Genomic DNA, 22,923 nt, shown 5'->3' with positions numbered 1-22,923 from the left:
TTTCGGGGGGCACGCCCGTTATGTTTTTGGCCGGTGTGCCCCGGCTTTGGGCCCGGTCCTGCCCCCGGGGCCCTGGTTTTTAAATTTCTCGAGGTTTTGGGCCCCCCCCCCCCCCCCCCCCGGCACGAGCGGCCATTTCTCGTCGCCCAGCCAAGAGCTCGGCGACATTTCTCGGCCCCTCACGCGGGAACGGGCGTGAGGGGCCACTTTCTGTCGCCCAGCCGGGCGCTAGGCGACACTTTTTGACCTCTCACACGGGGAACGAGCTGAGGGAGGCGTTTCTTGTCGCCCGACTGTGTGCTCGACGACGTTCCTCAGCCCGCGGGAACCAGCGTGAGGGGCCACTTTTCGTCGCCTAGCCGGGCGCTCGGCGACCTTTTTTGGCCCCTCACGCGGAGGGCGGGGGGCGCTCACGCGTGTTCGGCCTGCGCCAGAAGGCGGCGGATACGGGCGACGAGGGCCGAGGGATCGTCGAAATCGCGGGCAGTGACGGTCGTGTACCGGTATCCGAGGGCTTCGAGCTCGGCGCGACGGCGCTGATCCCTGCTCCACTGCCGTGGATCGCGATGATGATCGCCGTCGTACTCGATGATCGTTCTCTCGCGGCGGTACAGAAGGTCGACCCGCGCCACGAAACGCGATCCGTCGGAGATCTCGACGTTGCATTCGGGCTCCGGCAGGCCCGCCATCACGAGGAGCACACGGAGCTCGCATTCCTTGGGTGATTCCGAGCCGGAATGGGCGAGATCGATCGCGAGCCTGCGCACCGGAGAGCCTCGTCCCCCGAGGAACCGGCGGTGCATCGCCTCGAGCTGTTCGCGAGTGGCCGACGGCCCTCGTCGGGCGATGAGCGCATCGGAGATGGCTGTCAGCTGCGGGACGGTGAGTGATTCCGCCAGCTCCGCCCACGTTCGCAAAGGCGAGGTGCATCGGATGCCGTCGACCTCGACGATGTCGTTCGGCTCGACCATCAGCCGCCTGCCGACGACCCCCGCGCGGCGAATCCGTGCGTGACCGTGGGGGACGCCGATGCTGGGCGTTTCCCGCGCGCGGACAGCGATGTGGAACGGGAGGGGGAGCCCGTGGAAGAGCGCAGCGGTCGCACCGCAGCAGAACGCGGTCTCGGGGCACGCGCGAACGAGCGCGCGTATCCTCGCACGGTCATCGTGGCCCGGTGCCGCCCTGACGCCTCTGTAGGGCGTGCTCCAGGCCACCGAGCGCAAGGTGCTGGGGGTCAGGCCGGCGCGGCGCGCTTCGACGACGGTGAAGGCGGCTGATGGTGCGAGTGACGCGGGGGAGCGGGGGATCGGCATCCGTCATTCTGGTCACTCGTGCCAGCCGACGGACACGTTCTCCACAGCCCCCTCGGGTGAGGGGCCACATTTTGTCGCCGAGCAGGACCCTGGGCGACAGAAAGTGACCCCTCACGCGACTCGTGTGGGAGGAGAGAACCTCAGGCGAACAGGCGCTGGAGGCGCTGAATGCCCTCGAGGAGCTGGTCGTCGCCCAGGGCGTACGACAGACGCAGGTAACCGCTCGGGCCGAACGCCTCGCCGGGAACCACGGCCACCTCGGCCTGCTCGAGGATCAGGTCGGCCAGCTCGAGCGAGGTGGTCGGGGTGACGCCGCCCCATGAGCGGTTCAAGAGGCCCCGTACATCGGGATAGGCGTAAAACGCGCCGAGCGGGTTGGGCACCTCGACGCCGTCGATCTTCGCCAGCTCCGACACGATGAGCCGACGGCGGCGGTCGAAGGCGAGACGGAACTGCTCGGCCTCGTCCTGCGGGCCGTCGAGGGCGGCCGCGGCGGCGATCTGCGCGACGTTGTTGACGTTGCTCGACAGGTGCGACTGCAGGTTGCCGGCGAGCTTCATGGCATCCGCCGGTCCCACCATCCAGCCCACGCGCCACCCCGTCATGGCGTACGTCTTCGCGACGCCGTTGACGAGGATCGTCTGCTCGGCGAGCTCGGGCACGGCCTCGACGATCGAGACGGCGCGGGTGCCCTCGTACGTGAGATTCTGGTAGATCTCGTCGGTGATCACCCAGATGCCGTGCTCGAGGGCCCAGCGGCCGATCTCGGCGGTCTCTTCGGGGGTGTAGACCGAGCCGGTGGGGTTCGACGGCGACACGAAGACGAGCACCGTGGTCTTGTCGGTGCGGGCGGCCTCGAGCTGGGCGACGGTGACCTTGTAGTCCTGGTCGGCGCCGGCGAAGACCTCGACGGGTGTGCCCTCGGCGAGGGCGATGGCTTCGGGATAGGTCGTCCAGTACGGAGCCGGGAGCAGCACCTCGTCGCCCGGGTTCACCACGGTCTGGAACGCCTGGTACACCGACTGCTTGCCGCCGTTGGTGACGATGACCTGCGAAGGCGCGACCTCAAGGCCCGAGTCGCGCAGCGTCTTGGCGGCGATGGCCTCGCGCAGCACCGGGAGACCGGCGGCGGGCGTGTAGCGGTAGTTCTTCGGGTCTTGCAGCGCCTTCGCCGCGGCATCCACGATGTAGGACGGGGTGGCGAAATCGGGCTCTCCGGCCGCGTAGGAGATGACCGGTCGACCGGCGGCCTGGAGGGCCTTGGCCTTGGCATCGACCTTGAGGGTCGCGGACTCGGCGATGGCGGACAGCTTGCGGGAGAGCGGGGCGCGGGAAGTCACGGTTCCGAGCCTACTGTTCGCGCCCGCGTGCGACGAGAGTCATGACGGAGCTCCGCACCCGCGCCCGGGCGGGACGGGCACCGGATGCCGGGTCTCGCCCGGACGCGCCGTCACAGCCCTCCCGCTCACGGTCGGCCAACAGGGCCCGCGGGGACGTCACGGGTCGGTAACGCGGGTCCGTTAGCGTTGCGGGGTGACAGCAGAGCCCCTGGCGCCGACGCGCCCGCATCGACGCGCCGTCCTCGCCTTGACCAAGCTCGGTCTCGCCACCCTGATCGTCGGGCTGGCGACCGGTGTCGCGGTGCTCCTGCTGGTGTGGATCGTCCACACGATCGAGCATCTCGTCTGGGGCCACGAGGAGGGACCGTTCCTCGACGGGCTCGCGCTGCCCTCGCCCTGGTGGTTGCCGGTCGTGACGGTCGGCGGGGCGGGTGTGGTCGCCGCTCTCGGCTGGTACGTGCTGCGGCGTTTCGGACGCACCCTTGCCACCGTGGAGCAGGGAGTGGACGGAGCCCGGATGCCGTGGTGGGAGACCCTCGCCGACACCGTCATCCAGGTGACCTCGGTGGCCCTCGGCGCCTCGATCGGCAAGGAGGTCGCGCCGCGGGAGTTGTCGGCGATGGCGGGGTCGAAGATCGTGGGCTGGTTCGGCCTCGATCCGAGGTGGCGTCGCATCCTCATCGCCTCGGCAGCCGGGGCCGGTCTCGCCGCGGTCTACAACGTCCCCCTCGCCGGCGCGCTGTTCGCGATCGAGATCCTGCTGGCGCAGTTCAGCGTCGGTGCGGCCGTCGTCGCCCTTTCGGTCAGCGCGATCGCGACCTTCGTCGCGCGGCCCCTCGTGGGAGAGGGGTCGCTGTATCAGGTGCCCGCGCTCGAGGTGAACGCCTCTCTCGTCGTCGCGGCTCTCCTCATCGGCCCGCTCATGGGCTGGGGAGCGACGAGCTTCGCGACCATGACCAAGGCGCTCGGGCGGTTCCGGCCCAAAGGCTGGAAGCTCCTCGTCGTCCTGCCCCTCACCTTTGCGGCGGTCGGCCTGCTGGGCGCGTTCTTCCCCCTCGTCCTCGGCAACGGTCGTGCGCTGGCCACCGCGGGGTTCGACCTCTCGCAGCCCGCGCTTCTGCTGCTGCTGCTCGCCCTGCTCAAGTACGTGGCGACTGTCGTCTCCCTCGGCTCCGGCGCGATCGGCGGTACCCTCCAGCCCTCGGTCGCGATCGGTGCGGCGCTGGGTGCGGCCGCGGCGGCCGGGTGGGCGGTGATCTGGCCGGGCGCGGACGGCACGGCGCTCGCGATCATCGCGGCGGCCGCGTTCTTGGCATCCAATATGCGAGCGCCCTTCACCGCCATCGCGCTGATCATCGAGTTCACCGACACCGGGTTCACCCTGTTGCTGCCGATCTTCCTCGCGGTCGCGGGATCGCTCGCGGCCTCGCGGCTCAGCTCGCGCGCGAGTCTGCGGCGGTTCACGCCGATCGACCCGGCGCGTCCCTGATCGCCGGCGTCGCGAGCTGCGGCTCAGACGAAGGCGGCCAGGGCGGCCTCGAGCGCCGCGGGGTCGGCGCCCGAGGCGCTGTTGTCGAAGAGCACGTGGTGGGCACCGCGCCAGCGGCAGTCGGCGGCCTGCGCGGTGGCCCAGAACTCGTCCCAGTGGGCGAGTTTCCACGCGTCGCGGCCGTAGCCGCGTGAGCCGACGCGCTCGCGGACGAGGTCGCCGTCGACGGTGACGTGCACGACGGTGATGGTGAGCTCGTCCGGCCAGTCGTGGGCGGCGGCGGCGCGCTCGAGGTAGTCCGCCTCGGGGAAGTATCGGACGAAGGGCGCATCGAGCACCACGTCCGTGCCGAGACGTAGGTTGTCGCCCGCCAGCTTCAGCAGGGTCGCGTACTCCAGGCCCATCACCACGTCCTGGTAGTAGGCGTTGTTGTCGCGGTCGTTCTTGTCGCTGCCGGCTGCTTCGAGCAGCGCCTCCGTGAACGCCGTGGCGACGGAGTCCTTGTCGAGGTAGGCGGCACCGATGCGGTGCGCGATGCGCGTGCTGACGGTGGATTTCCCGCTCCCGGCGGGGCCGATGACGAAGAAGAGTCGTGCGGTCATGGTTTCCTCCAGACGCGGGGAGGACGGCTCGGCCGTCCTCCCCGACGGGAATCAGGATGCCGCGACGGAGCGGTCCTTGACGAACAGGCCGTACGACAGTGCGCCCACCAGCAGCAGCACGCCGCCGATGAGGAAGACCGTCGTGTAGTTGCCGCCGGTGGAGGCGAGGATCGCGCCGGTGACGACCGGAGCGACGGCGGCGCCGATGAATCCGCCGAAGTTCTGGATCGCACCGAGCGAGGCGACCTGGTTCGAGGGCGCGACGTCGGAGGCGAGGGTCCAGAGGCACCCGATCGGCACCTGCGAGGCGAAGTAACCGACCGACAGCAGGATGACCGCGAGCGGCGTGCTGTCGACGTACGCCACGGGCAGCACCGCGGCGGCGGCCAACACGGCGCCCCCGACGATCGGGATCTTGCGGGCGCGAACCGTCTTGACACCCCGGCGAACGAGGCGGTTGGAGAGCCATCCGCCGAAGATCACGCCGACGATGCCGCAGAGGAACGGCAGCGAGGCGAGCCATCCGCTCTGGGAGAGGCTGAACCCGCGAGCGGTCTGCAGGTAGCTGGGGAGCCAGGTGAGGTAGACCCACACCGTGTAGAAGATGCCGAAGGCACCGAGCACCATGAACCACGTGTTGGACTGCACGAGCAGGCGCCCCCAGCCGACCTTCTCGTTCGACGCGACGACGCGCGCCTCGACCTCGGCGCCCTTGATGAGAGCCTGCTCCCTCAGCGTCGGGTCTCGGTAGATGCGCAACCACACGAGGGCCACGACGATGCCGAAGGCGCCGACGATGATGAACATCCCTCGCCAGCTCATCGTCAGCAGGAGGAACGTGAGGAGCGGGGGCGCGATCGCGTTGGCGATCTGCGAGCCGGTGTTCACGAGCGAGACGGGGAGAGCTCGCTCAGACTTGTTGAACCACCGCTCGTTGACCTTCAGCGCGGAGGTGAAGAACGGCGACTCCGTGATGCCGAGTGCGACGCGACACGCGTACAGCACTCCGAAGGAGTTCGCGGCGGCGGTGACGATCGACACGAGCGACCAGGCCCCCGCGGCGAAAGCGAACATCTTCTTCGGACCGAACTTGTCGACGAGGTATCCGGCCGGCAGGTTGGCGATCGCGTAGGGCCACGAGAAGGCCGACAGCAGCAGACCCATGGCGAACGGGTCGAGCCCGAACTCACCCGCGATGGTGGTGTTGGCGACGCTGAGTGTCGAGCGGTCGAGATAGTTCACCACCCCGCCGAGGATGAGGAAGCCGACCAGGAACCACCGGATCCGGATCGTCTTCTTCTCGTCGCGCGTGAGTACGGGCGCGTCGGCCGTCGTCTCGCTCATGGTCCACTCCTTCGTGTTCGGGTGAGGGGCGGACGTCGCGGTCCGCCGTGAGGGGGTCAGGGGGTCGTGCGAGCGCTCTCGACCGCGGCCAGGAAGTCGGCGGCCGCACGGGTCACGTCGCCGATGTCGCCGCTCGCGCGGGCGGCCTTGGTGATGGCGCTCCCGACGCCGACGGCGAGCGCCCCGGCGGCGAACCAGTCGCCGACGTTCTCGCGCGTCGCGCCCCCGGCGGGCAGGATCGGGGCGTGCGCGAGCGGCGCCATGACCGTGCGCAGGTAGTCGGGGCCGACGGCCTCGGTGGGGAACAGCTTGACGATGTCGGCGCCGGCTTCCATGGTCTGCACGATCTCGGTCGGGGTGAACGCCCCGCTGATCGTGAGCGCCTGATAGCGGTTGGCCGCGCGGATCATGTCGGGGTTCAGGTTGGGGCTCACGAGCATGCGAGCCCCGGCTTGTACCGAGGCGACGGCCATCTCGGCGTCGAGAACCGTTCCGACACCCACCGCCACCCGGTCGCCGAACTCGTCGGCCAGGGTGCGCACGACCTCGAGCGCCCGGGGAACCGACAGGGTGATCTCGAGCGCGCGGATGCCGCCGGCGACGGCGGCGCGCGAGACGGCGAGCGCCTCCTCCGGGGAGTCGAGACGGACGATCAGGACCACGCCGGAATCGACCACGGCGGAGAGCACTTCATGTTTCTTTAACATTGATGCACACGGTATCACGTAGATTCACACAAGAGAACGCAACGACTCATGTAGAGTGAGGCATAGGCTCATGGTGATGTCGACACCGCCACCCCTCATCCCGGAACAGCGCCAGCGAGAGCTGATGCGTCTGCTGCGCGGGGCGGGCGCGCTCAGCATCCGCCACCTGGCCTCGTCGCTGGGGGTGTCGCACATGACCGTGCGTCGTGACATCGCCACGCTCGAAGACGAGGGCCTCGTCGACGCCGTGCAGGGCGGCGTGCGCCTGCGCGAGCACACGGGGGTGGAGCCCCCGCGCGAACGCGATTCCCGTGCGGCCTTGGAGCTCCCCCGCAAAGAAGCCGTCGCCCGTCGTGCGGCCGCTCTCATCACCGACGACATGACCGTGTTCATCGACGCGGGGACCACCTGTCAGGCGCTCGTCCCGCATCTGACGTCGCGCCGCGGACTGACCGTGGTGACCAACGACTTCTTCACCGTCTCGGCGCTTTTCGCGCACCCCGCGATCGAGGTCATCCACACCGGTGGAGTGGTGGATGCCGCGAGCGGGTCGTCGAGCGGAGCCCTCGCCGCCGCGACCATCTCGGCCATGACCCTCGACCTCGCGATCCTCAGCACCGGGACCTGGGACACCTCGCACGGGCTGACCACTCCCGAGCTCGACAAGGTCGTCCTGAAAAGAGCGGTCCTGGATGCCGCGACCTCGGGCGCCCTGGTCGCCGACAGCACGAAGTACGGCACCGCGGAGCGTTTCCGGGTCGTGCCCCTCGACGCGCTCGACGTCATCGTCAGCGACGCCGAATTGCCCGAGAGCGCGGCGGCGGCCATCGCGGAGATGGGCGTCGAGCTGTGGACGGCCGCGGACTGACCGGCGCGCGGAAGCCCCTCCCCGTCGCTGAACGGGGAGGGGCGACCGGTGTCAGTCGAGGTACTTCGCGTACGCCGGCAGGGTGAGGAACGCCGGGAACTCCGGTCGCAGCGCCACCTCGCGGAACACCTCGGCGGCGTCGTCGAAGCGGTCGTCGGCGGAGCGCGGCACGTCGGCCAGCACCTCGTCGAGCAGGCCCTCGACGAACGAGCGGGTGATCGCGGTGCCCTCGGCGGTCTCGCGATCCTGGTGGATCCACTGCCAGATCTGAGAGCGTGAGATCTCGGCGGTCGCGGCATCTTCCATGAGGTCATCGATCGCGACGGCTCCCAGTCCCCGCAGCCAGGCCTCGATGTAGCGGATCGCCACCGAGACATTGCCGCGCACGCCCGCCGTGGTCACCGGCAGGCCGATGCGCAGGTCGAGCAACTGCCGCGATTCGATGCACACATCCTCGCGCGAGCGGTCGAGCTGGTTCTCGCGATCGCCGAGCACCGCGTCGAACTCCGCGCGGGCCACCGGGATGAGGTCGGGGTGCGCGACCCACGTGCCGTCGAAGCCGTCGCCGGCCTCGCGGCGCTTGTCGGCGGCGACCTTCTCGAACGCGGCCTCGGTGACCTCGGGTCGGCGCCGGTTGGGTATGAAGGCGCTCATGCCGCCGATCGCGTACGCGCCCCGCTTGTGGCAGGTGCGCACGAGCAGCTCGGTGTAGGCCCGCATGAACGGCACCGTCATCGTGACCTCGCTGCGGTCGGGCAGGACGAACCGTGCCCCGCGCCCGCGGTAGGTCTTGATGATCGAGAAGATGTAGTCCCAGCGGCCGGCGTTCAGACCCGCGCAGTGGTCGCGCAGGGCGAAGAGGATCTCCTCCATCTCGAAGGCCGCGGGCAGCGTCTCGATCAGCACGGTCGCGCGGATCGTGCCGTGCGCGAGGCCCAGGCGCTCCTCGGTGAAAGAGAAGACGTCGTCCCACAGCCGCGCCTCCTCGGCCGACTCGATCTTCGGCAGGTAGAAGTAGGGGCCCCGGCCGGCCGCGACGAGGGCGTGCGCGTTGTGGAACACGTACAGTCCGTAGTCGACGAGGGATCCGGATGCCGGCAGCTCCCGCCCCGTGCGATCGACGAACGTCACGTGCTTCTCGGGGAGGTGCCAGCCGCGGGGGCGCATCACGATCGTCGGCGTCCGTTCGGCGGTCACCTCGTAGCGCTTTCCCTCGGGGCTCGTGAACGACAGCTGTCCGCGGATCGCGTCGAACAGCGAGAGCTGACCGCCGATGACGTTGCGCCAGGTGGGGCTGGTGGCATCCTCCTGGTCGGCGAGCCACACCCGGGCGCCGGAGTTGAGCGCGTTGATGGTCATCTTCGGGTCGGTGGGGCCGGTGATCTCGACCCGGCGGTCCTCCAGCCCGGGTCCGGCTCCCGCCACCCGCCACGAGGAATCGTCGCGGATGTGCGCCGTGTCGGCGCGGAAGTGCGGGTCATCGCCCGTGCCGATCTCGAAGCGGCGGCGCTCACGCGCGGCGAGGCGGTCGTGCCGGCGCCGGGCGAAGCGGTCGTGCAGCTCGGTGAGGAAGGCGATCGCCGCGGGGGTGAGGATCTCGCCGTCGCGTCCCTCGAGGGAGCGCTCGAGACGAAGGTGCGGGTCGGATGCCGAGGTGTCCGGCATCCGGGATCCGTCGGTGGGTGTGGGGGTCGAGGTGGGCGGGGGAGAGGTGATGAGGGTCATGGTCGTGTCTTTCTGTCTGTGTCGCTGCCCGTCGCTCCTTTGAGCACAATGTCCCAGAAGTGGCTGCCTGAGGTGTGCCCAGGCGACCAGAAGTGGGACAAGGTCTGCGCAAAGGGGGACGAGGCGCGGGGCGGGGCTGGGACGACGGGTGCGGCGCGGCGGGGTAAGCCGTTGAGCACCATGTCCCGAAAGTGGCTGCCTGAGGTGTGCCCGGGCGACCAAAAGTGGGACAAGGTCTGCCCAAAGGGGGACATGGTCCGCACGAAGGCGCGCGCGGCGAGGGTCAGTGGAACTGGGCGGTCTCCGTCGAGCCCGCGAGGGCGAGCGTCGCGCTGTCGGGGTTGAGCGCGGTCGAGACGACGTCGAAGTAACCGGTGCCCGCTTCGCGCTGGTGGCGCGTGGCGGTGTACCCGTGGGCTTCGGCGGCGAACTCGGCCTCCTGCAGCTCGACGTACGCGCTCATGGCGCGCTCGGCGTAGCCGCGGGCGAGGTCGAACATCGAGTGGTTCACGGCGTGGAACCCGGCCAGCGTGATGAACTGGAAGGCGTAGCCGAGAGCGGCCAGGTCGGCCTGGAACGTGGCGATCTGCTCGTCGTCGAGGTGCCGCTTCCAGTTGAAGCTCGGCGAGCAGTTGTACGCGAGCTTCTTGCCCGGGTAGCGGGCGTGGATCGCCTCGGCGAAGCGGCGCGCGAGCTCGATGTCGGGCTCGCCGGTCTCGACCCACAGCAGGTCGGCGTACGGGGCGAAGGCGAGACCGCGGGCGATGACCGCGTCCAGCCCCGGGCGGACGCGGTAGAAGCCCTCGGGCGTGCGCTCACCGGTGAGGAACTCCGCGTCGCGCGGGTCGACGTCGCTCGTGAGCAGGTCGGCGGCCAGAGCGTCGGTGCGGGCGATGATCACGGTCGACACCCCCGCGACGTCGGCCGCCAGGCGTGCGGCGTTGAGCGTGCGGATGTGCTGCTGGATCGGTACGAGTACCTTGCCGCCGAGGTGGCCGCACTTCTTCTCGCTCGCGAGCTGGTCCTCCCAGTGGATGCCGGCGGCCCCGGCCTGGATGAGCGACTGCGCGAGTTCGTAGGCGTTGAGCGGTCCGCCGAAGCCGGCCTCGGCATCGGCGACGATCGGGGCCAGCCAGTCCTGGGTGAGCTCGCCCTCGGCGCCCTCGATCTGATCCTGGCGCAGCAGGGCGTTGTTGATGCGCCGGACCACCGCGGGGACCGAGTTGGCGGGGTACAGGCTCTGGTCGGGGTAGGTCTGGCCCGCGAGGTTGCCGTCGGCGGCGACCTGCCAGCCGCTGAGGTAGATGGCCTTGAGGCCCGCGCGCACCTGCTGCACCGCCTGACCGCCGGTGTAGGCGCCGAGTGCGCGGACGTAGTCCTCGGTGTGGATGAGGTTCCAGAGGTTCTCGGCCCCGCGGCGGGCGAGGGTCGACTCCTCACGGACGCTGCCGCGGAGGCGGACGACGTCATCGGCCGAGTACGTGCGCTCGATGCCGTCCCATCGGGGGTCGTTCTCCCACGCGGCGCGGATCTCGTCGGCGGTCTCGGTCTGATCGCCGGGGCGCAGGGGCTGCGGGGCGGGGGTGGCCTGGATCGTCATGAACGTTCTCCTCTCGGATGCCGGGGCGGCGGTGCCCCGTGGAGACCACTGTCGGCGAAGAAAGTCGCGGTTGAACCGGATTCTTCGTGTGAAGATCGCGCGATCTTCTGTTTCCGTGAGAACCTCACGTATGGACACCGGCGTCTCGACTTCCTCGGCATCCCTCCCCTTCGACGATGGAGAGGTGGACACCCTCACCATCGGACGACGCATCCGACAGCTGCGCACCGCGCGCGGCCTCACGCTCGACGAGCTCGCTGCGGCGGTCGGTCGCGCGCCGAGCCAGATGTCGATGATCGAGAACGGCCGTCGCGAACCGAAGCTCACGCTCTTGCAGGGGATCGCGCGGGCGCTGGAGTGCCGGCTCGACCAGATCCTGGATGCCGAACCCCTGGACGCCCGGGCGGCGCTCGAGATCTCCGTGGAACGCGCGATGCGCGGGCAGACGTTCCAGGCTCTGGGCATCGAGCCGTTCCGTGTGGGGCGCTCCGTACCCGACGAGGCGCTCGCCGCCCTGCTCGCGCTGCAGGCCGAGATCGAACGCCTCCGCGAGGAGCGCTCCGCGACGCCCGAGGAGGCACGACGAGCCAATGTGGCGCTGCGACGCCTGATGCGCACGCAGGACAATCACTTTCGGGAGCTCGAGCGGGTGGCATCCGGGATTCTCGACGCGATCGAGCACCCGGGTGGACCGCTGACCCAGCGCGGGGCGAGCGACATCGCCGCGCACCTCGGCTTCTCGCTGCACTACGTTCCCGACCTCCCCTCGTCGACGCGCAGCATCGCCGACGTGAAGAACGGGCGGCTGTACCTGTCGACGAAGGTCGCGAAGGGCGACCCCCGTGCGGCGGTGCTCCAGGCGCTGTCGAGCCGGATCCTCGGGCACGGCGAGCCGACGAGCTACGACGAATTCCTGCGGCAGCGCGTCGAGACGAACTACCTCACCGGTGCGCTGCTCATGCCCGAGGCGCACGTCGTCGCGGCGCTGCGGGAGGCGAAGCAGCGGCGCACCCTCAGCATCGAAGACCTCCGCGACGCGTACTCGGTGTCGTACGAGACCGCGGCGCACCGCTTCACCAATCTCGCGACGGTGCACCTCGGTATCCCGGTGCACTTCTTGAAAGTGCACGAGTCGGGGACGATCACGAAGGCGTACGAGAACGACGACGTGAACTTCCCGACCGACCGACTCGGCTCGATCGAGGGGCAGATGTGCTGTCGGCGCTGGACGAGTCGCGTCGTCTTCGAGGAGGACGACCTGTTCAACCCGTACTACCAGTACACCGACACCGGCAACGGCACGTACTGGTGCACCGCGCGCGTCGAGCAGTCGAGCGAGGGAGCGCACTCGGTGAGCGTGGGCGTGCGCTTCGACGACACGAAGTGGTTCCGCGGGCGCGACACCCCGAACCGCGGGGTCTCGCGGCACGCCGTCGAGACCTGCTGCCGCCGGGCCCCCGCCGATCTCGAGAACGCCTGGCGGGGACAGGCGTGGCCGAATGTGCGCACGCCGCGGACGCTTCTCGCGACGCTGCCGACGGGGGCGTTCCCCGGCGTCGACACCACCGAGATGTACGAGTTCCTGCAGGCGCACGCGCCGGCCGACTGACGAGATGTGCGTTATGCATATTGCCTGGGGTAATCCGGGCGACATGCACATGGGCAGGAGTGGCCGTCGCCAATAGCGTGTGCAGCACCCGCACCGTCCCTCTTCCGCAAAAGGACACTCCCATGGCACGTATGGCACACGCCGACGACTTCGCCCTCAGCCGCGTGACACCCGACGCCCAGAAGCACTGGTTCGGCATCGCCGTCCAGCGCTTCGGCCAGGTCTCGGCCCTGTCGCAGTTCCTCCTCGGCGCCACCCTCGGCTACGCGATGACCTTCAGCGAGGCCTTCCTCGCGCTGCTGCTCGGCTCGATCATCCTCGAGGTCATCATGTGCATCGTCGGCATCATCGGGCAGAAGGAGGGACTCAACACCGCGCTGCTCGCCCGCTGGACCGGCTTCGGCGAGATCGGCGCCTCGCTCGTGGGCCTCGCGATCGGCATCAGCCTCATCGGCTGGTTCGGCATCCAGTCGGCCATCTCCGCCGAGTCGCTCGACTCGCTGCTGCCGGGCCTGATGCCGATGTGGGCGTGGAGCCTGCTCTTCGGCCTCGCCGTCACGGCCATCGTCGCCGTCGGCTTCGTCGGGATGCAGTGGCTCGCCAACATCACCGTGCCGCTGTTCCTCGTGCTCGTCGGTTGGTCGATCATCACCGAGCTCAGCAACCACTCGCTCGGCGACCTGATCACCTCGCCCGCGCCAGGACCAACCATGTCGGTGTGGCAGGGCACGGCGATCGTCGCCGGCGGCCTCATCGTCGGCGCCATCATCACCGCCGACATGACCCGCTTCAACCGCTCCAAGGCCGACGTGGTCAAGCAGACGGTCGTGGGCGTCTCGCTGGGCGAGTTCGTCATCGGCCTCTCGGGCGTGCTCCTGGCCCACGCGGCCCAGTCGGGCAACATCGTCGCGATCGTCACGTCGTCGGTCGGCCTCGTGGGACTCATCATCGTCATCACCGGCACGCTGAAGATCAACGACTGGAACCTGTACTCGTCGACCCTCGGCCTGGTGAACTTCATCTCCACCGCGTTCGGCAAGAACCTGCACCGCGTCAGCACCACCATCGTGCTCGGCGTCGTCGGATCGATCCTCGCCGCCGCCGGCATCCTGTCGCAGTTCACCGGCTTCCTCATCATCCTCGGCGTCGTCTTCCCGCCCATCGCCGGCATCATGGTCGCCGAGTACTTCATCGTGCGCCGCTGGCGCGGCGAGCTCGACGCCTCGCGCGCCGAGGGACGCCTGCCGGCGACGGCTCCGCGCCTGGTACCCGTGACCCTGGTGGTCTGGCTCGTCTCGGCCCTCGTCGGCTACTTCGTGACCTGGGGGATCCCGGCGATCTCCTCGCTCGTGCTCTCGATCGTGCTGTACACCGTCGCCGGAAAGCTCGGCTGGGTGCGCGGTGTCGGCGAGGCGACCACCGCGCAGGCTCCCGTGCGCGACGCCGCCCCCGTGGCATCCTGACCCACCCCCCCCCCCCCCCGAACGAAAAGAGCTCCACCCATGCACATCGGCATCGACGTCGGCGGCACCAACACCGACGCAGTGCTCATGGACGGCAAGGACACCCTCGCCGGCGTGAAGAAGTCCACCAGCCCGGATGTCACCACCGGCATCGTCGACGCGATCGCGGCCCTCCGCGCCGAACGCGACTTCGCCGGGTCCGACATCGACGCGGTCATGATCGGTACGACCCACTTCATCAACGCCCTCGTGCAGGCCCAGCGCCTCGCACCAACCGCCGCGGTGCGACTGGGGCTTCCCGCGACGAAGGCCCTGCCGCCGCTCGTGGACTGGCCGAGCGTCCTCACCGACGCGATCCAGGCGCGCAGCTACCTCGCCCACGGCGGGTACGAGTTCGACGGGCGGCCGATCTCGCCGCTCGACGAGGACGAGCTGCGCGGCATCGCCGACGACATGAAGGCGAACGGCGTGCGCTCCGTGGCGATCTCGTCGGTGTTCTCACCGGTCAACCACGACCTCGAGGTGCGCGCGGCCGAGATCCTCGGCGACGCGCTGGGGCCCGACGTGGCCATCTCGCTCTCGCACGAGATCGGCCGGATCGGTCTGCTCGAGCGCGAGAACGCGACGATCATCAACGCCGCGCTCCGCGAACTCGCGTCCGAGATCGTCGACGGGCTCACCGCCGCGGTGCGCGCCGAGGGCATCGAGGCGCCGATCTTCCTCAGCCAGAACGACGGCACGCTGATGGACGAGGACTACGTGCGCCTCTACCCGGTCGCGACCTTCGCCTCGGGCCCGACGAACTCGATGCGCGGGGCCGCCCTCACCAGCGGCCTGCAGACGTGCGCGGTGGTCGACATCGGCGGCACGACGGCCGACATCGGTCTGCTCAACGCCGGGTTCCCGCGCGAGACGGCGAACGAGGTGAAGGTCGCCGGCATCCGCACCAATTTCCGGATGCCGGATGTGCTGTCGATCGGCATCGGCGGCGGGTCGATCGTCGACGTGGAGACCGCGGAGGTGGGGCCCGCGTCGGTCGGTTACCGCCTGACCGAGGAGGCGCTGGTCTTCGGCGGCTCCACCCTCACCGCGACCGACATCGCGGTGGCCGCCGGTCGCGCGAACGTCGGCGACCCCTCGCGCGTCGCGCACCTCGACCCCGCCTTCGTCCAGCGCGTGCTCGCACGCATCGCAGACCGCGTGGCCGAGGCCGTCGACCGCATGCGCACCTCGCCCGAGCCGATCCCGGTCGTCGCGGTCGGCGGCGGCAGCATCCTGCTCCCCGAGGAGCTGCCGATGTTCGGCGCCGTGCACCGCCCGCGCAACTACGCCGTCGCCAACGCCATCGGCGCCTCGATCGCCCAGGTGGGCGGCGAGATCGACAAGGTCTACGCGATCGAGGCGGGCCGCCGCGACGAGGGCATCGCCGCGATCCGCGCCGAGGCCGTCGACAAGGCCATCGCCGCCGGTGCACGACCGTCGTCGGTGTCGATCGTCGACTTCGACGAGGTGCCGATCCCGTACCTGCCGGGCAACGCCACCCGGGTGCGCGTCAAAGCGGTCGGCGACCTCGACATGGGCGTGCGGGCGTGAGCTGGCAGCTCACCCCGTCGCTCGTCGGCGACCTCGCCCGCGGTGCTGCCGTGCTCGGCACCGGGGGCGGGGGAGACCCGTACATCGGGGCGCTGCTGGCCCGACAGGCGCTGGCGGTGCACGGGCCGGTCACGGTCGTCGGCCTCGACGAGCTACCCGACGACGCGCTCGTGCTCACGGTGGCGATGATGGGCGCCCCGACCGTCATGGTCGAGAAGCTCCCCAGCCTCGACGAGGTCGTCGCCCCCGTTCACGCGCTCGGCGCCTCGCTCGGACGCCCCGTCACCCACATCGCGTGCGCCGAAGCCGGCGGGGTCAACTCGACCATCCCGATCGCCGCCGCGGCCGCCCTGGGCCTGCCGCTGCTGGATGCCGACGGCATGGGCCGCGCGTTTCCCGAGCTGCAGATGGTGCTCCCCACGCTCTACGGCATCACCGCATCGCCCCTCGCCTTCGCCGACGAGAAGGGCAACACCGCCGTGCTGTCCACGATCGACAACACCTGGACCGAGCGCATCGCCCGCGTCGCGTGCGTCGAGATGGGCTGCTCGGTGATGCTCGCCGGTTTCGCCATGTCGGGGGCGAGCGCACGCGAGGCGCTCGTGCCCGCATCGCTCTCGGCGTGCCTGTCGATCGGACGCGGCATCGTCGCGGCGCGCGAGGCGAAGACCGACCCGGTCGCCGCGGTCGTCGAGGCCCTCGGCGGGCGCGAGGTGTTCGAGGGCAAGGTCGTCGACGTCGAGCGCGGGACCACCGCCGGGTTCGCGCGCGGTAACGCCCGCATCGAGGGCCCGGGCGACACCCTGACGCTGTCGTTCCAGAACGAGCACCTCATCGCGCGTACGACCACCGGCATCCTGGTCACGACCCCCGACCTCATCATCGTGCTCGATGCCGAGAGCGCCGAGCCCATCACCACCGAGGGCCTGCGTTACGGCCAGCGCGTGCGCGTGATCGCCGCGCCCAGCGACGAGCGCTGGCACAGCGCCGAAGCCCTCGCCATGGTCGGACCCGGCTACTTCGGATACGACCTGCCCTCCCACCGCTTCGACGGAACCATCGAGAACCTGGAGACCGCCGCATGAGCTGGACCCTGACCGCCGCCGACCTGCCCGACCTGGCCCGCGGCGCCACGCTGCTGGGGACCGGGGGCGGCGGAGACCCCTACATCGGGCAGAAGCTCGTGGAGCGCGTGCTGGGTGCGGGGAGCATCACGGTGCTCGACCCCGACGAGCTCGCCGACGACCTGTTCGTCATCCCGACCGCGCAGATGGGCGCCCCGACCGTGATGATCGAGAAGATCCCGGCCGGCACCGAGCCCACCCTGGCGTTGCGGACCCTCGAGAAGCACCTCGGTCGCACCGCGGATGCGACCATGCCGATCGAGTGCGGCGGCATCAACTCGATGATCCCGCTGCTCGTCGCCGCTGAGACGGGGCTGCCCGTGGTGGATGCCGACGGCATGGGCCGCGCCTTCCCCGAGCTGTCGATGGAGACCTTCGCCGTCTACGGCGTGCACGGCTCGCCCCTGGCCCTCGCGGGAGAGCGCGGTGAGACCGCGATCATCGACACCGGCGACGACGACCGGCAGATGGAGTGGCTCGCCCGCGGCGTCACGATCCGCCTCGGCGGGGTGTCGCACATCGCCGAGTACGCGATGACCGGAGCCGACGTGCGCCGCACCGCCATTCCGCGGACGCTGTCGATGGCGCTGGCGCTGGGGCGTGGCATCCGCGAGGCCCGCGAGCAGCACCGCTCGCCGTTCGAGGCCATCGCCGAGGTGCTCTCGACCACGCTGTACCCGCACGTGCGGGAGCTGTTCGTCGGCAAGGTCACCGACGTTGAGCGACGCACCACCGACGGCTTCGCGAAGGGGCGCGCCACCATGAGCGCGCTCGACCCCGATGACGACGCGACGCTCGAGGTCGCGTTCCAGAACGAGAACCTCGTCGCCCGCCGCGACGGCGAGTTGGTGGCGATCGTGCCCGACCTCATCTGCATCACCGACATCGAGTCGGCCGAGCCCATCACCACCGAGGGGCTGCGCTACGGACAGCGCGTGCGCGTGCTCGGCATCTCGACGCCCGACATCATGCGCAGCCCCGGCGCGCTCGCCGCGTTCGGTCCCTCGGCGTTCGGTCTCGCCGACGCGTTCGAACCGGTGGAGCAGCTGCGGGGCGCCGAGGTGCGGCGGCTCATTACCCTGTGAGCATGAGAACCCTCGGGCCCGAACGCCTGCGGGCGCTGGCCCGGGGGTTCTCGCTGCTCGGCTCGGGCGGAGGCGGGGCCACCACCCTGCTCGAGCTCATGGCCGCCGAGGTGCTCGACGGCCCGGTCGAACTGCACGACGTCGACGACCTCGACCCCCTGACCCCGTGCGTCGCCGTCGGTTTCGCCGGGTCGACCTACCTGCTGGGAGAACGCGTGCCCGCCGAAGACGCCTTCGCGCCGCTTCTGGCGGCGGCAGAGCGCTGGACCGGGGTGGCGGCGGTGGCCGTGTGCGCGATGGAGGGGGCCGGCCTGAACGGCCTCACGCCGTTCCTCCTCGCCCGCGAGCACACGCTCGTCGACGCCGATCTCATGGGTCGCGCGCTGCCCGGGATTGACCAGCTCTCCCTCGTCGTCGACGCCGTGCCCGGTGTCGTGCTGGTCGCCGACACCGGAGGGGGCGTCATGGTCGTCGAATCGGCGCGGTCCGCCGACGTCGAGAGCCTCGTGCGTGCCAGTCTCATCCGAGCCGGGGGAGCGGGCGCTGTTCTCGTCGCGGGCTTCACCGTCGGCGACCTGGCGGCCCACGGCATCCCGGGGACCTTCGCCCGGGCGGCCGCTTTAGGCGATGCCGACATCTTCGGGGAGGGCCTTTCCGGTGCGCGGATCCTCGGGGCGGGACGGGTGAGTGCGGTGGACGCGGTACCCGACGACCCCTTCGTCCGATCGGTCGAGCTGACCCGCGACGACGGTGCGCTGCTGCGCCTGGTCGCCCGGTCGGAGTTCCTCGCGGTGACCCGGGACGGACTGACCCTCGCGGCATCCCCCGACATCCTCGTGGCGATCGACAGCGTGTCGGGCGACGTGCTGCAGGTCGATGAGGTCACCCTCGCCCGGCACGTGCGCGTCGTCGCGCTTGCCGCGCCGGAGTGGTGGAAGGGCTCACCGGAGCGCCTCGCGCACGTGGTGCCCGCCGCCTACGGCCTGCGCGACCTGGAGGTGGAGGCGTGACGTGCGCGCGCCCCGCGGGGAGCGGGGCATCATGACGCCCCTGGATCTGCGCGCGCTGCTCGCGCACCCCGCGAACGGCCGGGTGCGCGTGCTGGTCGACGCCCCGGGCGTCGAGGCCTTCACCGGCGTGGTGGTCGCCGCGCGCGAAGCCCTGCTGCCCGAACGGGGAGACGGCGATCTCGCCGCGCTCATCGAGCCGCCGCCGTCGGCACCCTGGCAGCAGGACGCCCTCGTGCGCCGGGTGCGCGACCGCGGCTTCCGCGGTCTCGCCCTCTCGGGGGCGGACGTGCTGGGGGCCGGCAGTCGGGGCCTGGCTGCACGCCTCGGGCTCACCCTGCTCGCCGTCGACGACCCGATGGCCCTGGCCCGCGCCGGGTGGGAGCTCGTGCAGGGCCGCGACGCCTTGACGCTCGGGTACGTCCGGCGCGTTGCGCAGTCGATCGAGTACTCCGCCGCACACCTGGCCGACCTGCTGCGCCACCTCTCGGCCAGCGTCGGACACGGCGTCGCGCTCATCGACGCCGAGGGCGTGCTGCTGCAAGCCGGCGGCGACCTGCCCGAACCGGTGCGGGCGGCGATCGACTTCGGTCTCTGGCAGGACGTGGTCTCGGTGGCCGAAGGAGCGGCCGCGTCGGTGCGCGTGGACAGTCCGAGTCGCGCGGGGCTGCGTCTGGCCGTCTTCGGGTCGGGGCTCAGCGCCGCGCAGCTGTCGGCCCTCGCCGTGGCGGCGGAGGTGGCGATGCCCGCGGTGGCCGCGCGCATCCTCATCGACGAGGTGGCTGACGTGAGCGATGCCGCCGTGGCATCCGGTCTGCTCCGGGAGTTCCTCGAGGCTCGAGACGCTCGCGACCCCGACGTCGAGCAGCGCATGAGCGAGCGGGGCTGGCGCACGGGCGGGTACCACCTCGCTTTCCGCATCGCCGGGCGCCGTCGGCTCGAGACCCTCGAACTGCTGCGTTTCGTGCGCCGGAGCCTGGCCGCCCTGCCCGTCGACTCGCAAGCCGTGACCAGCGGCCGCGGCGTGACCGGCTGGTTGAGCTTCGCCGAGCCGCCGGCACCCGCCCGCCTCGACGAGCACGTCGCCGCCGTGCGTGCCCTGCACGATCAGGCGCGGCGCTCGTTCGACGTCGCGACCGGCGTCGGCTCGCTCGACAGCGGCGCGAGCGGGCTGCTGCGCAGCATCGACGGCGCGGTCGACGGAGCGCGCATCGCCGCCGGGCGCGCCGCGACCGGATGGTTCGTGCGCGTCGACGCCCTGGGCATCGAGCAGGTCTTGCTGTCGTGGGCCGGGTCCGACACCTTCGTGCCCGCCGCCGAGTCGCTCCTGGCACCTCTCGCCTCGCAGGGCCCGGAACTTCTCGAGACGTTGACGGCCTACCTCGACCACGAGTCGGGCGTGTCGGCCACGGCGACCGCCCTGGGTCTGCACCGCAACACCGTGGCGATGCGCATCGCTCGCGCGCAGGAGCTGCTCGGCGTCGACCTCGCCGACACCGACGCCCGCCTCGCCCTGCACCTCGCCTGCCGCGCGTTGCGCTGACGCGGGCGGTGGCCCAGGGGGAGGGATGCCGAGACCACACGGTCGGCACGAGGTCACGGTCCGGTGCTACGCGAGCACGTGACTTCGCGCGGATCGTATGATCTCGCGACGCCGTGAGACCGGGGGTTGCGAGAAAACCTAACGCATGTAAGGTTTCTGACCAACGAGCTCCATACCCCCGGAGCGCTTTCGATGAGGAGAGCAGTCATGAAGCACACCCTCGCGGCATCCACCGCGGTCGTCGGACTCGTCCTGGGCGGCTTCGCCGCCGGCGCCCCGGCCGTCGCCGCACCGCCCGAGAAGCCCGGCCCGCCCGCTTACTCCGAAGGGCCCGGTCACGCCGGTCCGCCCACCCACGCCGGCCCGGGCGCGCGTGACCTCGAACGCTACGCCGCCGACACCTGGACCTCGCTCGCGGCGATGGCCCACGAGAACACCGGCCTGCCCGACGACAACATCGGCGGCGCGCTGGAGGAGTCCACGGCATCCGGGTACACCTCGCCGACCAATATCGGCGGCTACCTCTGGTCGACGGTGACCGCGCGCGACCTGGGCATCATCGACGCCGACGAGGCGCGCGAGCGCCTGACCGCCACGGTCTCCACGCTCGAGACGATGGAGCGCAACGACGGCAGCGGCATGTACTACAACTGGTACGCGCCCGACACCGGCGCCAAGCTCGAGATCTTCCCGACGTCGGGTGAGGTCATCCACCCGTTCCTCAGCACCGTCGACAACGGGTGGCTCGCCGCCGGTCTGCGGATCGTCCGCGAGGCCGAGCCCGCGCTCGCCGACCGCGCGGATGCGCTGTACCGGTCGATGGACTTCTCCGCCTTCTTCGATACCGCGGGCGCCGCGCGTCTTCCGGCCGGCACGAACCGCGGCGGCTTCTGGGAGGCCCCTCCCGGTGAGGGCTGCGCGGTCGAGGCCCCGATGTACAACGGCAGCGGAGAGACGGCGTTCTACACCTGCCACCACTACGACACGACGGTCAGCGAGAGCCGCATCGCGACGTACCTCGGTATCTCCGAGGGGGCGATCCCGGCATCCGGTCTCTACGGCACCCACCGCACAATGCCCGCGGGTTGCGACTGGGCGTGGCAGGAGCAGCTGCCCACCGGTGAGACGCGCAGCTACGACGGCGTCGACGTCTACGAGGGCGTGTACTCCTCCGACGGCATGTCCTTCGTGCCGAGCTGGGGTGGCAGCATGTTCGAGGCTCTCATGCCCGACCTCCTCATCCCCGAGGCCGAGTGGGGGCCGCGCTCGTGGGGCGTGAACCACCCGATCACCGTCGAGGTGCAGAAGCGCCACGGTCTGAAGGACGCCGGGTACGGCTACTGGGGATTCTCGCCCGCCAGCAACCCGTTCGGCGGCTACGCCGAATACGGCGTCGACATCGCCGGCATCCGTTCCGACGGATACACCTCGGATGCCGAGAAGACCGACGTCGACATCGACCGCCCGGGCTGCGCGGAGGGTACGAACCCCGACCCGACGTTCGGCGACGGGGTCGTCACCCCGCACGCGGCGTTCCTCGCGCTGCCGTACGACCGTCAGGGTGTGCTGAAGAACCTCCGGGGCCTGGAGAAGAAGCTCGGTGCCTATGGGCCCGGCGGCTTCTACGACGCTGTCGCGGTGAAGAGCGGAACGGTCGCCGAACGGTACCTGTCGCTGGATCAGTCGATGATCATGGCCGCGATCGGAAATGCGCTGACCGGTGACTCGCTGAAGGACTACATGGTCGATGACAGGATGGAGCAGAACCTCCGGCCCGCCATCGAGCAACAGGTCTTCGGCTCGTCGTGGGGCGCCTCGCGTCCCTGACGGCTCGGTCGCTCGGTGCCCGGTGCCTCGCGGAGGTTCCGGGCACCGGTGTGTCCGGATGGGGGAGAGGATGCCGATGACCGACGCACTCGCTCCTCGCGCGCGCCGCGGGAGCTACGCGAAGGGGCAGCAGACGCGCCAGCGCATCGTCGACGAGGCGGTCGTGGTCTTCGGCCGGTCGGGGGTGACGGCCGGATCGCTGCGCGAGGTCGCGTCGCGGGTGGGGCTGACGCCCGCGGGGCTCCTGCATCACTTCGCCTCGAAGGAGGAGCTGTTCGCCGAGGTGCTTCGCCAGCGCGACGAGAGCGTGCGAGAGGCGGCGGGCGATCCGCGCGAGCACACCCTCATCGAGCAGATGCAGAAGGTCGTCGCGCACAACGCCACGACGCGTGGCCTGACCTCGCTGTACACGCTCGTCGTCGCGGAGGCGGGCGATCCCGCTCATCCCTCGCACGACGCTTTCGCCGATCGCTACCGGCGAAGCGCCGAGACGGCAGCGGAGCTGTTGCGTGCGGGGCAGGCCGCGGGCGAGGTTCGCGCCGACATCGATCCCGAGGGGGCCGCGCGCCTGCTCAGCGCCGTGATGGACGGTCTGCAGCAGCAGTGGCTTCTCGACGAGTCGGTCGACATGCCCGCGCTGTTCGCCGAGTTCGTGAGGGGGTACCTGCGGCCTCCGGCGTGAGC

General features: G+C 70.5%; 18 protein-coding genes. 11 read left to right on the top strand and 7 right to left on the bottom strand.

All coding sequences use genetic code 11. From position 1 onward, the window contains the following. Positions 1 to 410: 410 nt before the first annotated feature. Positions 411 to 971, bottom strand: coding sequence for a DUF559 domain-containing protein (locus J2X55_RS13535; protein ID WP_309824025.1), 561 nt, complete (start codon positions 969 to 971; stop codon positions 411 to 413). Between the two features lie 482 nt (positions 972 to 1,453). Next, positions 1,454 to 2,653 carry a pyridoxal phosphate-dependent aminotransferase gene (locus tag J2X55_RS13530; protein ID WP_309824024.1) on the bottom strand — a complete coding sequence of 400 codons (1,200 nt, stop codon included), beginning with the start codon at positions 2,651 to 2,653 and terminating at the stop codon, positions 1,454 to 1,456. Between the two features lie 193 nt (positions 2,654 to 2,846). Here J2X55_RS13530 and J2X55_RS13525 point away from each other — a divergent pair, with 193 nt between their 5' ends. After that, complete coding sequence (locus tag J2X55_RS13525; RefSeq protein WP_309824023.1) at positions 2,847 to 4,142, top strand: chloride channel protein; 1,296 nt, start codon at positions 2,847 to 2,849, stop codon at positions 4,140 to 4,142. 23 nt (positions 4,143 to 4,165) lie between these two features. On the opposite strand, the gene J2X55_RS13520 is transcribed toward J2X55_RS13525, so the two are convergent. From J2X55_RS13520 to J2X55_RS13510, 3 genes are read right to left on the bottom strand one after another with little or no spacing between them, the layout of a single operon-like run. Next, entirely contained in the window at positions 4,166 to 4,744 is a 579-nt protein-coding gene (locus tag J2X55_RS13520) for an AAA family ATPase (RefSeq protein WP_115919521.1), read from the bottom strand. A 51-nt stretch (positions 4,745 to 4,795) separates the two neighbouring features. Further along, positions 4,796 to 6,088, bottom strand: coding sequence for an MFS transporter (locus J2X55_RS13515; RefSeq protein WP_115919520.1), 1,293 nt, complete (start codon positions 6,086 to 6,088; stop codon positions 4,796 to 4,798). 56 nt (positions 6,089 to 6,144) lie between these two features. After that, positions 6,145 to 6,795 carry a hypothetical protein gene (locus J2X55_RS13510; RefSeq protein WP_309824020.1) on the bottom strand — a complete coding sequence of 217 codons (651 nt, stop codon included), beginning with the start codon at positions 6,793 to 6,795 and terminating at the stop codon, positions 6,145 to 6,147. Between the two features lie 76 nt (positions 6,796 to 6,871). Here J2X55_RS13510 and J2X55_RS13505 point away from each other — a divergent pair, with 76 nt between their 5' ends. Further along, positions 6,872 to 7,663: a DeoR/GlpR family DNA-binding transcription regulator gene (locus J2X55_RS13505; protein WP_309824018.1), complete on the top strand. Its 792-nt coding sequence runs from the start codon at positions 6,872 to 6,874 to the stop codon at positions 7,661 to 7,663. A 51-nt stretch (positions 7,664 to 7,714) separates the two neighbouring features. Here the strand turns inward: J2X55_RS13505 and aceB are convergent, their stop codons facing one another. Both aceB and aceA read right to left on the bottom strand, forming a co-directional pair. After that, positions 7,715 to 9,328: a malate synthase A gene (gene aceB / locus J2X55_RS13500; protein ID WP_396653266.1), complete on the bottom strand. Its 1,614-nt coding sequence runs from the start codon at positions 9,326 to 9,328 to the stop codon at positions 7,715 to 7,717. A gap of 343 nt (positions 9,329 to 9,671) precedes the next feature. Continuing rightward, the gene (aceA, locus tag J2X55_RS13495) at positions 9,672 to 10,988 is read right to left on the bottom strand and encodes an isocitrate lyase (protein WP_115919512.1); all 1,317 of its coding nucleotides are present in this window, start codon (positions 10,986 to 10,988) and stop codon (positions 9,672 to 9,674) included. A 130-nt stretch (positions 10,989 to 11,118) separates the two neighbouring features. Between aceA and J2X55_RS13490 the strand changes: the two genes are divergently transcribed. From J2X55_RS13490 to J2X55_RS13450, 9 genes are all read left to right on the top strand, one after another. Continuing rightward, entirely contained in the window at positions 11,119 to 12,597 is a 1,479-nt protein-coding gene (locus tag J2X55_RS13490; RefSeq protein ID WP_309824033.1) for a helix-turn-helix domain-containing protein, read from the top strand. 122 nt (positions 12,598 to 12,719) lie between these two features. Next, positions 12,720 to 14,060, top strand: coding sequence for a cytosine permease (locus tag J2X55_RS13485; protein ID WP_115919510.1), 1,341 nt, complete (start codon positions 12,720 to 12,722; stop codon positions 14,058 to 14,060). Between the two features lie 39 nt (positions 14,061 to 14,099). Further along, entirely contained in the window at positions 14,100 to 15,653 is a 1,554-nt protein-coding gene (locus tag J2X55_RS13480) for a hydantoinase/oxoprolinase N-terminal domain-containing protein (protein ID WP_115919508.1), read from the top strand. Then, positions 15,650 to 16,738: a DUF917 domain-containing protein gene (locus tag J2X55_RS13475; RefSeq protein ID WP_115919506.1), complete on the top strand. Its 1,089-nt coding sequence runs from the start codon at positions 15,650 to 15,652 to the stop codon at positions 16,736 to 16,738. The genes J2X55_RS13480 and J2X55_RS13475 overlap by 4 nt, the downstream gene beginning before the upstream one ends. Continuing rightward, the gene (locus tag J2X55_RS13470; protein ID WP_115919504.1) at positions 16,735 to 17,862 is read left to right on the top strand and encodes a DUF917 domain-containing protein; all 1,128 of its coding nucleotides are present in this window, start codon (positions 16,735 to 16,737) and stop codon (positions 17,860 to 17,862) included. Before J2X55_RS13475 ends, J2X55_RS13470 begins: the two co-directional genes overlap by 4 nt. Before the next feature lie 2 nt (positions 17,863 to 17,864). After that, on the top strand, positions 17,865 to 18,872 hold the full coding sequence (locus J2X55_RS13465) for a DUF917 family protein (RefSeq protein ID WP_309824010.1): 1,008 nt from the start codon (positions 17,865 to 17,867) through the stop codon (positions 18,870 to 18,872). Positions 18,873 to 18,903: 31 nt separating this feature from the next. After that, positions 18,904 to 20,412, top strand: a complete 1,509-nt coding sequence (locus J2X55_RS13460) for a helix-turn-helix domain-containing protein (protein WP_309824009.1) — start codon at positions 18,904 to 18,906, stop codon at positions 20,410 to 20,412. Positions 20,413 to 20,619: 207 nt separating this feature from the next. Continuing rightward, positions 20,620 to 22,239 carry a glucoamylase family protein gene (locus tag J2X55_RS13455; RefSeq protein WP_309824007.1) on the top strand — a complete coding sequence of 540 codons (1,620 nt, stop codon included), beginning with the start codon at positions 20,620 to 20,622 and terminating at the stop codon, positions 22,237 to 22,239. Between the two features lie 76 nt (positions 22,240 to 22,315). After that, positions 22,316 to 22,921: a TetR family transcriptional regulator gene (locus tag J2X55_RS13450; RefSeq protein ID WP_115919498.1), complete on the top strand. Its 606-nt coding sequence runs from the start codon at positions 22,316 to 22,318 to the stop codon at positions 22,919 to 22,921. The last annotated feature ends 2 nt before the right edge of the window (positions 22,922 to 22,923 follow it).

The organism is Microbacterium sp. 1154 (genome assembly GCF_031455375.1).
Classification (GTDB): domain Bacteria; phylum Actinomycetota; class Actinomycetes; order Actinomycetales; family Microbacteriaceae; genus Microbacterium.
This window is presented reverse-complemented; position numbering and strand designations above follow the sequence as displayed.

Excerpts from the sequence above, each read along its gene's own strand:
- J2X55_RS13535 (WP_309824025.1), bottom strand. The coding sequence starts at position 971 with ATGGTCGAGCCGAACGACATCGTCGAGGTCGACGGCATCCGATGCACC.
- J2X55_RS13520 (WP_115919521.1), bottom strand. The coding sequence starts at position 4,744 with ATGACCGCACGACTCTTCTTCGTCATCGGCCCCGCCGGGAGCGGGAAA.
- J2X55_RS13515 (WP_115919520.1), bottom strand. The coding sequence starts at position 6,088 with ATGAGCGAGACGACGGCCGACGCGCCCGTACTCACGCGCGACGAGAAG.
- J2X55_RS13510 (WP_309824020.1), bottom strand. The coding sequence starts at position 6,795 with ATGTTAAAGAAACATGAAGTGCTCTCCGCCGTGGTCGATTCCGGCGTG.
- J2X55_RS13505 (WP_309824018.1), top strand. The coding sequence starts at position 6,872 with ATGTCGACACCGCCACCCCTCATCCCGGAACAGCGCCAGCGAGAGCTG.
- aceB (WP_396653266.1), bottom strand. The coding sequence starts at position 9,328 with ATGCCGGACACCTCGGCATCCGACCCGCACCTTCGTCTCGAGCGCTCC.
- aceA (WP_115919512.1), bottom strand. The coding sequence starts at position 10,988 with ATGACGATCCAGGCCACCCCCGCCCCGCAGCCCCTGCGCCCCGGCGAT.
- J2X55_RS13490 (WP_309824033.1), top strand. The coding sequence starts at position 11,119 with ATGGACACCGGCGTCTCGACTTCCTCGGCATCCCTCCCCTTCGACGAT.
- J2X55_RS13485 (WP_115919510.1), top strand. The coding sequence starts at position 12,720 with ATGGCACGTATGGCACACGCCGACGACTTCGCCCTCAGCCGCGTGACA.
- J2X55_RS13480 (WP_115919508.1), top strand. The coding sequence starts at position 14,100 with ATGCACATCGGCATCGACGTCGGCGGCACCAACACCGACGCAGTGCTC.
- J2X55_RS13470 (WP_115919504.1), top strand. The coding sequence starts at position 16,735 with ATGAGCTGGACCCTGACCGCCGCCGACCTGCCCGACCTGGCCCGCGGC.
- J2X55_RS13465 (WP_309824010.1), top strand. The coding sequence starts at position 17,865 with ATGAGAACCCTCGGGCCCGAACGCCTGCGGGCGCTGGCCCGGGGGTTC.
- J2X55_RS13460 (WP_309824009.1), top strand. The coding sequence starts at position 18,904 with ATGACGCCCCTGGATCTGCGCGCGCTGCTCGCGCACCCCGCGAACGGC.
- J2X55_RS13455 (WP_309824007.1), top strand. The coding sequence starts at position 20,620 with ATGAAGCACACCCTCGCGGCATCCACCGCGGTCGTCGGACTCGTCCTG.
- J2X55_RS13450 (WP_115919498.1), top strand. The coding sequence starts at position 22,316 with ATGACCGACGCACTCGCTCCTCGCGCGCGCCGCGGGAGCTACGCGAAG.